General features: G+C 68.7%; 12 protein-coding genes. 1 reads left to right on the top strand and 11 read right to left on the bottom strand.

Annotated elements, in window-relative coordinates; translation table 11 throughout:
* Positions 1–58 precede the first annotated feature (58 nt).
* From murG to AC07OQ_RS09105, 11 genes are all read right to left on the bottom strand, one after another.
* A complete protein-coding gene (murG, locus tag AC07OQ_RS09155) occupies positions 59–1141 on the bottom strand; it encodes an undecaprenyldiphospho-muramoylpentapeptide beta-N-acetylglucosaminyltransferase (RefSeq protein ID WP_495052806.1) in 1083 nt (360 codons plus the stop codon).
* The gene (gene ftsW / locus AC07OQ_RS09150) at positions 1138–2400 is read right to left on the bottom strand and encodes a putative lipid II flippase FtsW (RefSeq protein ID WP_495052805.1); all 1263 of its coding nucleotides are present in this window, start codon (positions 2398–2400) and stop codon (positions 1138–1140) included. Before ftsW ends, murG begins: the two co-directional genes overlap by 4 nt.
* On the bottom strand, positions 2400–4178 hold the full coding sequence (gene murD / locus AC07OQ_RS09145) for a UDP-N-acetylmuramoyl-L-alanine--D-glutamate ligase (RefSeq protein ID WP_495052804.1): 1779 nt from the start codon (positions 4176–4178) through the stop codon (positions 2400–2402). Before murD ends, ftsW begins: the two co-directional genes overlap by 1 nt.
* Before the next feature lie 4 nt (positions 4179–4182).
* Positions 4183–5361 (bottom strand): phospho-N-acetylmuramoyl-pentapeptide-transferase, encoded by a 1179-nt coding sequence (gene mraY / locus AC07OQ_RS09140; protein ID WP_495052803.1) that lies wholly within the window; start codon positions 5359–5361, stop codon positions 4183–4185.
* A complete protein-coding gene (locus AC07OQ_RS09135; RefSeq protein WP_495052802.1) occupies positions 5351–6802 on the bottom strand; it encodes a UDP-N-acetylmuramoyl-tripeptide--D-alanyl-D-alanine ligase in 1452 nt (483 codons plus the stop codon). The genes mraY and AC07OQ_RS09135 overlap by 11 nt, the downstream gene beginning before the upstream one ends.
* Positions 6799–8295: a UDP-N-acetylmuramoyl-L-alanyl-D-glutamate--2,6-diaminopimelate ligase gene (locus tag AC07OQ_RS09130; RefSeq protein ID WP_495052801.1), complete on the bottom strand. Its 1497-nt coding sequence runs from the start codon at positions 8293–8295 to the stop codon at positions 6799–6801. The genes AC07OQ_RS09135 and AC07OQ_RS09130 overlap by 4 nt, the downstream gene beginning before the upstream one ends.
* A complete protein-coding gene (locus tag AC07OQ_RS09125) occupies positions 8295–10103 on the bottom strand; it encodes a peptidoglycan D,D-transpeptidase FtsI family protein (protein WP_495052800.1) in 1809 nt (602 codons plus the stop codon). The genes AC07OQ_RS09130 and AC07OQ_RS09125 overlap by 1 nt, the downstream gene beginning before the upstream one ends.
* Positions 10100–10387 (bottom strand): cell division protein FtsL, encoded by a 288-nt coding sequence (gene ftsL, locus AC07OQ_RS09120; protein ID WP_495052799.1) that lies wholly within the window; start codon positions 10385–10387, stop codon positions 10100–10102. The genes AC07OQ_RS09125 and ftsL overlap by 4 nt, the downstream gene beginning before the upstream one ends.
* Positions 10384–11355 (bottom strand): 16S rRNA (cytosine(1402)-N(4))-methyltransferase RsmH, encoded by a 972-nt coding sequence (rsmH, locus tag AC07OQ_RS09115; RefSeq protein WP_495052798.1) that lies wholly within the window; start codon positions 11353–11355, stop codon positions 10384–10386. Before rsmH ends, ftsL begins: the two co-directional genes overlap by 4 nt.
* Complete coding sequence (gene mraZ, locus AC07OQ_RS09110) at positions 11355–11783, bottom strand: division/cell wall cluster transcriptional repressor MraZ (RefSeq protein ID WP_495052797.1); 429 nt, start codon at positions 11781–11783, stop codon at positions 11355–11357. The genes rsmH and mraZ overlap by 1 nt, the downstream gene beginning before the upstream one ends.
* Positions 11784–12118: 335 nt before the next feature.
* The gene (locus AC07OQ_RS09105; RefSeq protein ID WP_495052796.1) at positions 12119–12415 is read right to left on the bottom strand and encodes a hypothetical protein; all 297 of its coding nucleotides are present in this window, start codon (positions 12413–12415) and stop codon (positions 12119–12121) included.
* 251 nt (positions 12416–12666) lie between these two features.
* On the opposite strand from AC07OQ_RS09105, the gene fusA reads away from it, so the two are divergent.
* On the top strand, positions 12667–14069 hold a 1403-nt coding region (fusA, locus tag AC07OQ_RS09100), incomplete at its 3' end, for an elongation factor G (protein ID WP_495052795.1).

The following is a 14069-nucleotide window of genomic DNA, read 5'->3' as shown; positions in this document are numbered from 1 at the left end:
CCGATCGCCTCGGCGGCTTCACCGCCTGCGACGCAGTGGATCTGCTTGGCGGCGTGCTTCATCGTTTCACCATCATTTCGATTTCATCGGCCACGCGCGCCGCGGCGCGCGGGCGCGCCAGGCCGCGGGCCTTCTCGGCCATCGCCAGCAACTGCTCGCGGTCCAGGCCCTGCAGCAGCGCCAGCAGGCCCTGTGGCGTCAGCTCGGTCTGCGGCAGATGGATGGCCGCGCCATGCTGGGCCATGAAGCGCGCGTTGTCGCGCTGGTGGCTGGTGGTGCTGACCACCAGCGGCACCAGCACGCTCGCCAGGCCGGCCGCGCACAGCTCGCTGACCGTCACCGCGCCGGCGCGGCAGATGATCAGATCGGCCGCGGCCAGCTGGGCCGCCATGTCGTCGATGAAGGGCAGGATCTCGGCCTGCACGTTCGCCGCCTGGTAAGCCGCCTGCACCGTGCTGAGATTGGCCTGGCCGGCCTGATGCACGACCAGGGGCTTCTGCTCCTGCTCGGGCCACAGCGCCAGCATCTTCGGGATGCAGTCGTTGATCGCGCGCGCGCCGAGCGAGCCGCCCACCACCAGGATGCGCAGCGGCCCGCTGCGGCCGGCATAGCGTTCGGCCGGATCGGGCAGCGCCTCGATCTCGGCGCGCACCGGGTTGCCGGTCACGACCGCCTTGCCCGTCGAGGCCGCGGCCGAGCCGTCGAAGCCGAAGGCGATGCGCCGGGCCATGCCCTTCAGCGCCTGGTTGGACATCAGCATCGCCGCATCGGCATTCACCAGCATCAGCGGGCGGCGCATCAGCCAGGCCATCAGCCCGCCGGGGAAACAGACATAGCCGCCCATGCCCAGCACCGCGTCGGCGCTGCGGGTCACGAAGACCTGGCGCGACTGCACGAAGGCCTTGACCAGGCCGACGATGCCTCGCAGCGCATGCGCGAGGCCCTTGCCGCGCAGGCCCGCGAAGGCCATGCGGTCCAGCGGAATTCCGCTGGGCGGCACCAGCTTGTTCTCCATGCCCTGCTCGGTGCCCATCCAGGACACGCTCCAGCCGCGGCGCTTCATCTCGTCCGCCACCGCCAGGCCGGGAATGATGTGGCCGCCGGTGCCGGCCGCCATGATCACGAGGTGCTTGGTGCTCATGCGCGGCCTCCGCGCATGAGTTGCCGATTCTCGATATCAATCCTCAGCGCAATCGCCAGTGCCACACAGTTCATCAGGATCGCCGAACCTCCAAAACTCATCAGCGGCAGGGTCAGGCCCTTGGTCGGCAGCGCACCCAGGTTCACGCCCATATTGATGAAGGCCTGGCCGCCCATCCAGATGCCGATGCCCTGGGCATAGAGGCCGGCGAACACGCGGTCCAGCGCGACGGCCTGGCGGCCGATATGGAACAGCCGGCGCGACAGCCAGAAGAAGGCGCAGATCACCAGGGCCACGCCGACCAGGCCCAGCTCCTCGCCGATCACGGCCAGCAGGAAGTCGGTATGCGCCTCGGGCAGGTAGTGCAGCTTCTCGACGCTGGAGCCGAGGCCCTGGCCGAACAGCTCGCCGCGGCCGAAGGCGATCAGCGAATGGGTCAGCTGGTAGGCCTTGCCCTGGGCATACTTCTCCTCCCAGGGGCTCAGGTAGGCGAAGATGCGCTCGCGGCGGAACTCGCTGAAGGTGATCATCAGCACGAAGGCGCCGACCAGCACTGCGACGATCAGGAAGAACATGCGGCCGTTGACGCCGCCCAGGAACAGGATGCCCATCGCGATCGCCGCGATCACCATGAAGGCGCCCATGTCCGGCTCGGCAAGCAGGAGCACGCCCACCACGGCCAGCGACACCGCCATCGGCCAGACCGCCTGGAAGAAGTTCTCCTTCACCTCCATCTTGCGCATCATGTAGCTGGCCGCGTACATCGCGATCCCGAGCTTGGCCAGCTCGGAGGGCTGGAAGTTCATCAAGCCCAGCGGCAGCCAGCGTCGCGCGCCGTTGACGCCCTTGCCGATGCCGGGGATCAGCACGACCACCAGCATCATCAGGGCCGCGACGAAGATCCAGGGCGCGACGCGCTCCCAGGTCGCCACCGGCACCTGCACGACGATCAGCGCCGCCAGCAGGGCCAGGCTGATCGCCACCACATGGCGCACCAGGAAATGGGTCGGCAGGTACTTGGCGAACTTGGGGTTGTCCGGCAGCGCGATCGAGGCCGAATAGACCATCAGGAGGCCCAGGGCCAGCAGGGCCAGCACCACCCAGACCAGGGTCACATCGAAATTGGACAGCCGGGTCGGCTGGCCCGAGGACACGCTGACCCAGTCGCGCACCGGCACCTCGCCGCCGCCACCGCCGCTCTTGTCGCGGTTCAGCAGGTCTTGAAGACGCAAGCGCCAGGATTGCAGCAGGGCGTTCATCAGGCCAGACCCTCCTCGTTCGCCAGCGCCTGCACCTCGGCGACGAAAACCTCGGCGCGATGCGCATAGTTGCGGAACATGTCGAGACTGGCGCAGGCCGGGCTCAGCAGCACGCTGTCGCCCTCCCGGGCCTGCGCGAAGGCCCAGCGCGTGGCGGCCTCCAGGGTGTCGTGCATCTGCGCGTTCAAACCGTCCGGCAGCACGCTGGCGATGGCCGGCGCGTCGCGCCCGATCAGGGCCACCGCGCGGGCGTGAGCCGCCAGCGGCTCGCGCAGCGGCGAAAAATCCTGGCCCTTGCCGTCGCCGCCGAGGATCAGCACCAGCCTGGCCGGCGCGCGGTCGGCGCCCAGGCCGGTGATCGCGGCCACGGTGGCGCCGACATTGGTGCCCTTGGAGTCGTCGTAGAAATCCACGCCGCGCACCATGGCCACATGCTCGACGCGATGCGGCTCGCCGCGGTATTCGCGCAGGCCGTGCAGCATCGGCGCCAGCGGGCAGCCGGCCGCGCTGGCCAGCGCCAGCGCCGCCAGCGCATTGCTGGCGTTGTGGCGGCCGCGCACGCGCAGCGCATCGGCCGGCATCAGGCGCTGGACCGACAGCTCGTCCTCTTCGGCATCGCCCTTGCGGCGCTTGAGCGTCTCGTCGGCCTCGCGGGCCCGCACCAGCCAGGCCATGCCGCCCTCGTCCACCAGACCGTAGTCGCCGGGGCCGCGCGGCGCACCCAGGCCGAAGCGCACGACCTTGCGCGCCACCAGCTTGGCGGGCCGGCCGCGGCCCTGCTGCACCTTGACGGGAGCCGGCACCATGGCCTCGACCAGGGCGTCGTCGCGGTTGATCACCATCACGGTCTCGCTGCCAAGCTCCGGACCGAAGATGCGCGCCTTGGCGCGGCCATAGGCGGCCATGTCGCCATGCCAGTCCAGATGGTCCTGGGTCAGGTTCAGCACCGCGGCGGCGGTCGGCTCGAAACCGCTCACCCCGTCGAGCTGGAAGCTCGACAGCTCCAGCACCCAGACCTCGGGCAGATGCTCGAACACCTTGGGCTTGGGCGGCGGCGGCTTGATCGGCAGCGGCTGTTCGTCCAGCAGCGCGGCCACTTCGTCCAGGGTCGAGCTGGCGACCGGCTCGGTGACGGGCCCGGCCTCAGCCTCGACTTCAGCCTCGGCCTGATCCACGGGCTCAGCGGCCTGCGCGTCCGCCGCCTCGGGCGCGACGAGCGGCGAGGCCTCGCGGGCCTGCGCTTCCTCGGGCGCGGCGGGCGCCGGCTCCAGGTCCAGCGCCCGGGCCAGCGTCGTCAGCATGCTGGGACCGATATTGCCGGCCATCGCGACGCGCTTGCCGGCGCGCTCGACCAGTTGGGCGGTCATCGAGGTGGTGGTGGTCTTGCCGTTGGTGCCGGTGATGGCCAGCACGGCAGGCTCGTAGCGGCGCTCCAGCTTCAGCTCGGCCAGCGCGCGCGCGAACAGGTCCAGCTCGCCCTGCACCGGCACGCCGGTGCTGCGCGCCAGGCTCAGCAGCGGCGCGAGGCGGGCGTCCAGCGGCGACAGGCCCGGGCTCTTCAGCACCAGCTGCACGCCCTGCAGGGCGCTCTCGGGCAGCTCGCCATGGCAGAACTCGGCCGCCGGCAGCTGCTCGTGCAGCGCGGCCAGCTGCGGCGGGCGCTCGCGCGAATCCCAGACCCGCACGGCCGCGCCGTGGCGCTGGACCCAGGCGGCCATCGCCAGGCCGGAGTCACCCAGCCCCAGCACCAGCACCGTGAGTCCGCTCAGATTCCTCATGCGCTCACCGCAGCTTCAGGCTGGCCAGGCCGATCAGGCACAGCAGCATCGTGATGATCCAGAAGCGCACCACCACCTGGGTCTCGTTCCAGCCCGACTTCTCGAAATGGTGGTGCAGCGGCGCCATCTTGAAGATGCGCCGGCCGGTGCCGGTCTTCTTCTTGGTGTACTTGAACCAGCTCACCTGGACCATCACCGACAGCACCTCGGCGACGAACACGCCGCCCATGATGCCCAGCACGATCTCCTGGCGCGTGATCACGGCCAGCGTCCCGAGCGCGCCGCCCAGCGACAGCGCGCCGACGTCGCCCATGAAGACCTGTGCCGGGTGGGTGTTGAACCACAGGAACGCAAGACCTGCCCCCGCCATCGCGGCGCAGAAGATCAGCAGCTCGCCGGAGCCCGGGATATAGGGCAGCAGCAGGTACTTGGCATAGACCGAGGAACCGGTCAGGTAGGCGAAGAGCCCGAGGGCCGAGCCCACCAGCACCACCGGCATGATGGCCAGGCCGTCCAGACCATCGGTGAAGTTCACCGCATTGCTGGTGCCGACGATCACGAAGTAGGACAGGCCGATGAAGCCGAACACCCCGAGCGGATAGCTGACGGTCTTGAAGAAGGGCACGATCAGGTCGGCCTTGGGCGGCAGCTCGGTCGAGAAGCCGCTGGACACCCAGCGGAAGAACAGCTGGACCACGCCCAGGAAGCTGGTCTCGGACACGCTGAAGGCCAGGTACAGCGCGGCCACCAGGCCGATCAAGGACTGCCAGAAGAACTTCTCGCGGCTGCGCATGCCCTCGGGGTCCTTGCGCACCACCTTGCGCCAGTCGTCCACCCAGCCGATCGCGCCAAAGCCCATCGTCACCAGCATCACCACCCAGACGAAGCGGTTGCTCCAGTCGAACCACAGGATGGTCGAGACGCCGATGCCGATCAGGATCAGCACGCCGCCCATGGTCGGGGTGCCGCTCTTGGCCAGATGCTGCTGCACGCCGTACTCGCGGATCGGCTGGCCGATCTTCATCTCGGTCAGGCGGCGGATCACCCAGGGGCCGAAGGCCAGGCCGATCAGCAGCGCGGTCAGCGCCGACATCACGGCGCGGAAGGTGATGTAGTTGAAGATGCGCAGGAAACCCAGCTCCGGGTACTGCGCCAGCAGCCATTGCGCCAGACTAAGCAGCATCGGTGCCTCCCGCCTTGTTCTCGGCGGCCAGCAGGGCGGCCACCACTTTTTCCATCTGCATGAATCTCGATCCCTTGACCAGGATGTTCTTGGCGCGCGGCGTCTCCGCCTGGGACAGCGCCGCGATCAGCGCGGCACCGTCATCGAAGTGGCGCGCGCCGGCGCCATAGGCCGCCGCCGCGTCGGCGCAGGCGCTGCCCGCGGCCCAGAAGGCGGCGATGCCGCGCTCGGCGGCATAAGCCCCCACCTCGCGGTGGAACTCGGGCCCCTGGCTGCCCACCTCGCCCATGTCGCCGAGGATCAGCCAGGAGGCGCCCGGCAGGTCGGCCAGCACGTCGATGGCGGCGCGCACGCTGTCGGGATTGGCGTTGTAGCTGTCGTCGATCAGGGTGACGCGCTGGCCGCCGCGGCTCAGGCTCTTGAGCTGCGAGCGGCCCTTGACCGGCTCGAAATCCTCCAGCCCCTTGCGGATCACGGCCAGCGGCGCGCCGGCGGCCAGCGCGCTCGCGGCGGCCGCCAGCGCATTGCGCACATTGTGCTGGCCGGCCACGCGCAAGGCCACCGGCGCATCGCCGGCCGGCGTGTGCAGCTCCAGCGCCCAATGCCCGGCATCGCCCGCATCACCACCGCCCTGCACCCATTGAGCATGGCCGGTCACATCGGCCTGGCCCTGCAGCCCGAAGCTGAGCGTCGCGCGCTTGCCGGCCTGGCGCAGCCAGATCGGCGCGCAGGCGTCGTCGGCCGGAAACACCGCGATACCGGCCGCGCCCAGGGCCTCCAGCACCGCGCCGTTCTCGAGCGCCGCCGCCTCGACGGTCTGCAGGAACTCCTGGTGCTCGCGCTGCGCGTTGTTGACCAGGGCCACGGTGGGCTGGGCCATCGCGGCCAGCGGGGCGATCTCGCCCGGATGGTTCATGCCCAGCTCGACCACCGCGGCGCGATGCCATTGCGCATCGTCCTGGCGCAGGCGCAAGAGCGTCAGCGGCACGCCGATATCGTTGTTGTAGTTGCCCTCGGTGGCCAGCGCGGCGCCGCCCAGCCAGGCGCGCAGGATGCTGGCGATCATCTGCGTGACCGTGGTCTTGCCGTTGCTACCGGTCACCGCGATCAGCGGCAGATGGCAATGCGCACGCCAGGCCGCGGCCAACAGGCCCAGCGCCTGCTTGGCGTCCGGCACCTCGATGCCGGCCAGGCCCTGCCCGGCGATGCCGCGCTCGGCGATCACCGCCACCGCGCCGGCGGCGCCGGCCTGCGGCAGGAAGTCATGCGCGTCGAAACGCTCGCCGCGCAGCGCGACGAACAGATCGCCCTGCCGCAGGCTGCGCGTGTCGCTGTGCACGCGCAGGATCTCGGTCTGCCCGTCGCCGATCAGCCGCGCCTGCGGCAGCGCCGCCTGCAGCAGGTGATGGGCCTGGGCCAGGGTCATCAGGGGCGCGCTCATGCTTTCACTTCCTTCCTCGCGGCCAGGGCGGCTTCGGCCTCGACCACATCGGAGAACGGGCGGCGCTGACCCGCGATCTCCTGATAATCCTCATGCCCCTTGCCGGCGATCAGCACCACGTCGCGCGCGTCCGCGCCGGCCAGGGTCCGGGCGATCGCCGCATGGCGGTCCTCGATCTGCTCGCACGGCCCGCCGACACCGGCCGCGACCTGGGCCAGGATGTCCAGCGGCGGCTCATGACGCGGGTTGTCGCTGGTGACGATCACCCGGTCGGCCAGCCGCCCGGCGATCGCGCCCATCAGCGGGCGCTTGCCCGGATCGCGATTGCCGCCGCAGCCGAACACGCACAGCAATTGTCCGTCGCGCGCGGCCGCCAGCGGACGCAAGGCTTGTAACGCTTTCTCCAGCGCGTCGGGGGTGTGGGCATAGTCCACCACGGCCTGCGGCGCACCGAGCCCCGCGCCGATGCGCTGCATGCGGCCCGGCACCGGCGTGATCAGGGGGACGGCGGCGACGATGTCGGCCAGCGCCAGCCCCAGGGCGCGCAAGCCGCCGATCACGGCCAGCAGATTGGCCACGTTGTACTCGCCGATCAGCCCGGTCTGCACCGGCAGTGCGGTCTCGCCCTCATGCAAGGTGAAGGCCAGACCGCCGGCCTGGTAATGCAGGCCGCGGGCCGACAGGCGGCCCGGCGCCTCGACCGCATAGGTCCAGACATCCAGCCGCCCCTGCAGCTCGGCCGCCAGCGCCACTCCCTTGGGGTCATCCAGATTGATCACCGCGGCGCGCAGGCCCGGCCAGTCGAACAGACGGCGCTTGGCTTCCCAGTAGGCGGCCATATCGCCGTGGTAGTCCAGGTGGTCCTGCGTGAAGTTGGTGAACAGCGCCACCGCGATCTCGGTGCCGGCCAGGCGCTGCTCGACAATGCCGATCGACGAGGCCTCGATCGCACAGGCCGCGAAGCCCGCGTCGGCCATGCGCCGGAAGCCCGCCTGCAGCTGTACCGGGTCGGGCGTGGTCAGCCCGGTGTAGGTGATCTGAGCCGGCTGATCGCGCAGCGGCGGCTCGCCGATGCCCAGCGTGCCGACCACGCCGCAGCGCCGGCCCAAGAGGCTCAGCAGCTGCGCGGTCCACCAGGCGGTGCTGGTCTTGCCATTGGTCCCGGTGCTGGCGATGACCTGCAGGGCGCGCGTGGGCTGCTCGAAATACTCGGCGGCGATGCGACCGGTGACGGCTTTCAGCCCCGGCAGCGCGGCGACGCGGCCGTCATTGAAGTGAAAAGCCTCGACGCCGTCCAGCTCCACCAGGCAGGTGGCGGCGCCGGCATCCAGCGCGGCCTGTACGAAACGGCGGCCGTCCTGCGCGTGGCCGGGCCAGGCGATGAAGGCATCACCCGGCCGGACCAGCCGGCTGTCGGTGCACAGCGTGCCGGTGGTCCATTCGCGCAGCCAGCGGGCCGCGGCCTCGGGGGATTTCAGACGCATCAGCGGCATCAGAAGCTCTCCTCCACCGCCGCGATGTTCTTCGCGACGATCTGGGTCTTGACGTCCAGGTCCGGCGCCACGTTGAGCAGGCGCAGCGACTGCGCGACCACCTGGCTGAACACCGGGCCGGCGACCGCGCCGCCGAAATAGACGCCGTTGCTGGGCTCGTCCACCATCACCGCGACGACGATGCGGGGCTTGCTGATCGGCGCGATGCCGACGAACCAGGAGCGGTACTTGTTGGTGTAGCCCTTGCCTTCCTGCTTGTGCGCGGTGCCGGACTTACCGCCCACGCTGTAGCCGCTGACCATGGCCTGCGGCGCGGTGCCGCCGGGGCCGGCGGCCATCTGCAGCATGCTCCGCATGTCCTGCATGGTCTTGGGCGAGAACACCTTGATGCCATGCGCGACCTCGCCCTCGGGCTGCCTGGTCATGGTCACCGGGATGATTTCGCCGTCGCGCGCGAACACGGTGTAGGCGCGCGCCAGCTGGAACAGCGAGGCCGACAGGCCGTAGCCATAGCTCATCGTGGCCTGCTCGATCGGGCGCCAGCTCTTGTAGGGCCGCAGCTTGCCGGTCACCGCGCCGGGGAAGTTCAGCTGCGGACGCTGGCCCAGGCCGATGGCTGCGAACAGCTCGTACATCTCGCGCGGCTGCATCTGCATGGCCAGCTTGGCCGCGCCGATATTGCTGGACTTCTGGATCACCTGGGCGATCGTCAGGTCGCCATAGGGATGGGCATCGGTGGGCGAGAAGCCGTTGATGCTGAGGCTGCGCGGCGCCACGTTGATGATGGAGTCGGGCCTGACGCGGCCGGTCTCCAGCGCCAGCGAGGCGATGAAGGGCTTCATCGTCGAGCCGGGCTCGAAGATGTCGGTCAGCGCGCGATTGCGCAGCTGGGCGCCGCTGAGGTTCTGGCGGTCGCCGGGGTTGTAGCTGGGGAAGTTGGCCAGGGCCAGCACCTCGCCGGTCTGCACATCCAGCACCACCACCGAGCCGGCCTTGGCGCGGTGCTCGGCCACCGCGTCGCGGATGCGCTGGTAGGCGAAGAACTGCACCTTGGAGTCGATCGACAGGTCGATGTCACGGCCATTGCTGGCGGGCACGCGCTCGCCGATGTCCTCGACCACGCGGCCCAGGCGGTCGCGCACGACCGAGCGCGAGCCGTCGCGCCCCTGCAGGTCCTTCTGGAACGCGAGCTCGATGCCCTCCTGGCCGCGCTCCTCGATATTGGTGAAGCCCACCACATGGGCGGCGGCCTCGCCTTCGGGATACTTGCGCTTGTACTCGCGGTCCTGGAACACGCCCTTCAGGTTGAGGGCCTTGATCTGCGCGGCGGTGTCGTCGTCGGCCTGGCGGCGCAGCCAGACGAAGCGGCTGGCCGGGTCGAGTTTCTTGTCCAGCTCCTGGCGGCTGATGCCGAGGATCTTGGCCAGCGCGCGGCGCTGGCCGGCATCCGCCTCGACCTCCTTGGGAATGGCCCAGATCGAGGGCACGGCCACGCTGGTGGCCAGCACCTGGCCCTTGCGGTCATTGATGCGGCCACGGCTGGCCGGCAGCTCCATCGTGTGGGCATAGCGCGCCTCGCCCTGGCGCTGGAAGAACTCGTTGCCGATCACCTGCACATAGACGGCACGCCCCAGCAGGCCCATGAAGCCCAGGCCCACCAGGGCCACCAGGAAGCGCGAGCGCCAGGGCGGAGTCTTGGAGGCCAGCAGCGGGCTGCTGGAATAGCTGACGCTGCGCGCGCTGACGGCGCGCGCGCCGGCCTTGCCGCCCTTCCCGCCGCTCTTCCCATCGGGGCGCCACCAGCTCATGGGGCGACTCCCGAGGCGGCACGGCCGGACTCGACCTGCTGGGTCACCGCCGGCCCGACCACGCGCATGTGCAGGCGCTCGCGCGCCACCTGCTCGACGCGCAGATTGGTGGCCTGCGCCTGGCGCTCGGCCAGCAGGCGCTGGTGGTCGGCATCCAGGCGGCGCGACTCGGCCTGGGCGCGGTCCAGCGCGGTGAACAGGCGGCGCGACTCGTAGGCACTCCTGACCAGTACCATGCCGCTGGCCAGCACGGCGATCAGCAGCAGCAGGTTGAGGCGGCTCATGCGGCACGGTCCTCGGGCAGGGGCGCGTCGGTGCGCTCGGCCACACGCAGGATGGCCGAACGCGCGCGACCGTTGGCGCGCACCTCGGTCTCGCCGGGCTTGATGCGCGCCAGCGCCTTCAGCGCCAGCGGTTTGGGTGCCGCAAAGGGCGCACGGCGGTCATAGACCTCCTTGCTGTGCGCGCCGATGAAGGTCTTGACGATGCGGTCCTCCAGCGAATGGAAGCTGATCACCGCCAGGTGGCCGCCGGGCGCCAGCAGGGCCAGCGCGGCCCTCAGCCCCTGCTCGAGCTCTTCAAGCTCGGCGTTGACCTGAATCCGAAGCGCTTGAAATGTGCGCGTTGCAGGGTCCTGGCCCGGTTCGCGGGTTTTGACCGCGCCAGCCACGACTTTGGAAAGCTCATCGGTTGTTCGAACTGGACTCCCGCTTGCGCGGCAAGCAACAAGCGCCTTTGCAATCTGTGCAGCAAACCGTTCTTCCCCATAGTTGCGTATCACCTCCGCAATCTGGCGCTCGTCGGCGCGGGCCAGGAAATCCGCGGCACTTTCGCCGCGTGTCGTGTCCATGCGCATGTCCAGCGGACCGCTGAAGCGGAAGCTGAAGCCGCGCGCCGGGTTGTCGATCTGGGGGCTGGAAACCCCCAGATCCAGCATCACGCCGTCCACCCGATGCACACCCAGCCGGTCGAGCTCGGCGCGCATCTCGGCAAAGGGCGCATGGCAGATGGAAAAACGCGGGTCCGAGACCCGCGTATCGCCCGAGGTGGCGGCCGCAATGGCCTCGAGGTCGCGATCGATCGCGATCAGCCTCCCCGCGGGCCCGAGCTTGCTCAGCAGCAGCCGCGAATGGCCGCCACGGCCGAAGGTGCCGTCGACATAGACGCCATCGGGCCGCGTCAGCACGGCATCCACCGTCTCGTGCAGCAGCACGGTGGTGTGGGTGAAAGAGGAGGTGTCGGGCGCGGCCATCAGAAACTGAAATCCTTCAAGGCGTCCGGCAGCTCGGACTGCATCACCTGAGCCTCGTGGGCCGCGTAGCGGGCGGCATCCCAGAGTTCGAAGTGGCTGCCCATGCCCAGCAGCATCACATCCTTCTGCAGGCCGGCGGCGGCACGCAGCTCGGGCGCAATCAGGATACGCGCGGAGGCATCAATTTCCACATCCTGGGCATTGCCCAGGAAGACGCGCTTCCAGCCCGAGGCCGACATCGGCAGGGCAGCGATGCGGTCGCGGAAGGTTTCCCAGCTCGGGCGCGGAAAAAGCATCAGGCAACCCTCGGGGTGTTTGGTCAGGGTCAGCTGGCCGGCGCAGAGCTCCTGCAAGGTCTCGCGATGCCGTGTTGGGACGGCCAGCCGCCCCTTGGCATCCATTGCCAAGGCCGACGCCCCTTGAAACACGAAATTCGCCACAGCGACCCACTAAATTGCACTTTTCACCACTTTACTTATCGCACGCGCGCCGGTCAATACCGAAAACCAAAAAATTCTCAATGAAATCAAGTACTTACAGCCCGTTATTGGAGCTTTGACGTCAATAAAAGTCGTTCAAAAAGAAGGACTTGCAAACTGCTTTACAAGTGCTGGATGAACTTGCAGCGACCCATCAAGGGATCTTGAAATGAAAAAACCCGCCAATGGCGGGTTGGTGACCGGGCGCCGGCGCTCAGGCCGATGCGAAGATTCCGCGCGTCAGGCTCGCGCCCGCGGCAGCGGGCGAGGCGGCGTCGCTCGGCTCAGGTCGCGCGGCATGCCTGCAGGCGGGCGAGCGGGATCAGATATTGGTAGCCGGTCAGTTGACCGCGCAGCGGCTGCACCCAGGCCCCGGGCTCCGCGGTCACGAGCGGCCGCAAGGCCACGACGAGCACCGCCTCCGCTTGCTCCGGCTTGCGGGGATCGAGCGACCACCAGCCGTCCGGGACCGTGCAGGTCATGCCGGCACGCGGTCTCGACTCCCCAGCGTCCGCGGCCATGGCCGGCGCCAAGCTCAGCAAGCCCGACGTCGCCAACAGACAAAACAAGCTTCTCTTCATGTGTCCTCTCTCCCTGGGCTCGGAATGTAGCCAGCAAAACGCAGGCCAGAGATGTCATCGCACCCATCACCACCCCCTCAAACATGGGGTACGACGGACGGCGCGCAACGCCTCGCGCACCTGCCGAGGAATCGCGCGCAAAACCAAGCAACTGGCACGGTCGCGCCCCCACGAGTACATTCGACTGGAGATCCGGGAAAACATCCCCATCTGCGCGCACCGACGCACAAACCCGAGCCAGGAGTGACACCATGTCCCGCAAGACCCCCATCGAGCGCTACCGCAATATCGGTATCTCCGCGCACATCGATGCCGGCAAGACCACCACGACCGAGCGCATCCTGTTCTACACCGGGGTGAACCACAAGATCGGCGAGGTGCATGACGGCGCCGCCACGATGGACTGGATGGAGCAAGAGCAGGAACGCGGCATCACGATCACGTCGGCCGCGACGACCTGCTTCTGGAAGGGCATGGACCTGTCGCTGCCCGAGCACCGCATCAACATCATCGACACCCCCGGGCACGTGGACTTCACGATCGAGGTGGAGCGTTCGATGCGCGTGCTCGACGGCGCGGTGATGGTCTACGACTCGGTCGGCGGCGTGCAGCCCCAGTCCGAGACCGTCTGGCGTCAGGCCAACAAGTACAAGGTGCCCCGCCTGGCCTTCGTCAACAAGATGGACCGCGTCGGCGCCGATTTCTTCCGCGTGCGCCAGATGATGGTGGACCGGCTCAAGGCCAACCCGGTGCCCATCGTGCTGCCGATCGGCGCCGAGGAGCATTTCAAGGGCGTCATCGACCTGCTCAAGATGAAGGCCATCATCTGGGACGAGGCCTCGCAGGGCATGAAGTTCAGCTACGAGGACATCCCGGCCGAGTTGCAGGCCGGCGCGGTCGAATGGCGCGAGAAGATGGTCGAGGCCGCCGCCGAGGCCAATGAGGAGCTGATGAACAAGTATCTGGAGACGGGCGACCTCTCCGAAGACGAGATCAAGCTGGCGATCCGCAGCCGCACCATCGCCGGCGAGATCCAGCCGATGCTGTGCGGCACCGCCTTCAAGAACAAGGGCGTACAGCGCATGCTGGACGCCGTGATCGACTTCATGCCTTCGCCGGTCGACATTCCGCCGGTGGCCGGCACCGACGACGACGAGCAGGCGGTCAGCCGCCGCCCCGCCGACGACGAGAAGTTCGCCGCCCTGGCCTTCAAGCTGATGACCGACCCCTATGTCGGCCAGCTGACCTTTGTGCGCGTCTATTCGGGCGTGTTGAAGTCCGGCGACTCGGTCTACAACCCGATCCGCGGCAAGAAGGAGCGCATCGGCCGCATCCTGCAGATGCACGCCAACCAGCGCGAGGAGATCAAGGAGATCCTGGCCGGCGACATCGCCGCCTGCGTGGGCCTGAAGGACGTCACCACCGGCGAGACCCTCTGCGACCCCGAGGCCGTGATCACCTTGGAACGGATGATCTTCCCCGAGCCCGTGATTTCGCAGGCCGTCGAACCCAAGACCAAGGCCGACCAGGAGAAGATGGGCATCGCCCTGGGCCGCCTGGCTGCCGAAGACCCCTCGTTCCGCCTGCGCACCGACGAAGAGTCCGGCCAGACCATCATCTCCGGCATGGGCGAGTTGCACCTGGAAATCATCGT

The organism is Roseateles sp. GW821-FHT09B06 (assembly GCF_059418245.1).
The sequence above is the reverse complement of the archived record's forward strand: the minus strand, read 5'-3'. Positions and strand labels throughout refer to the sequence as shown.

Excerpts from the sequence above, each read along its gene's own strand:
- ftsL (WP_495052799.1), bottom strand. The coding sequence starts at position 10,387 with ATGAGCCGCCTCAACCTGCTGCTGCTGATCGCCGTGCTGGCCAGCGGC.
- rsmH (WP_495052798.1), bottom strand. The coding sequence starts at position 11,355 with ATGGCCGCGCCCGACACCTCCTCTTTCACCCACACCACCGTGCTGCTG.
- murG (WP_495052806.1), bottom strand. The coding sequence starts at position 1,141 with ATGAGCACCAAGCACCTCGTGATCATGGCGGCCGGCACCGGCGGCCAC.
- AC07OQ_RS09125 (WP_495052800.1), bottom strand. The coding sequence starts at position 10,103 with ATGAGCTGGTGGCGCCCCGATGGGAAGAGCGGCGGGAAGGGCGGCAAG.
- ftsW (WP_495052805.1), bottom strand. The coding sequence starts at position 2,400 with ATGAACGCCCTGCTGCAATCCTGGCGCTTGCGTCTTCAAGACCTGCTG.
- mraY (WP_495052803.1), bottom strand. The coding sequence starts at position 5,361 with ATGCTGCTTAGTCTGGCGCAATGGCTGCTGGCGCAGTACCCGGAGCTG.
- AC07OQ_RS09105 (WP_495052796.1), bottom strand. The coding sequence starts at position 12,415 with ATGAAGAGAAGCTTGTTTTGTCTGTTGGCGACGTCGGGCTTGCTGAGC.
- AC07OQ_RS09135 (WP_495052802.1), bottom strand. The coding sequence starts at position 6,802 with ATGAGCGCGCCCCTGATGACCCTGGCCCAGGCCCATCACCTGCTGCAG.
- murD (WP_495052804.1), bottom strand. The coding sequence starts at position 4,178 with ATGAGGAATCTGAGCGGACTCACGGTGCTGGTGCTGGGGCTGGGTGAC.
- AC07OQ_RS09130 (WP_495052801.1), bottom strand. The coding sequence starts at position 8,295 with ATGCCGCTGATGCGTCTGAAATCCCCCGAGGCCGCGGCCCGCTGGCTG.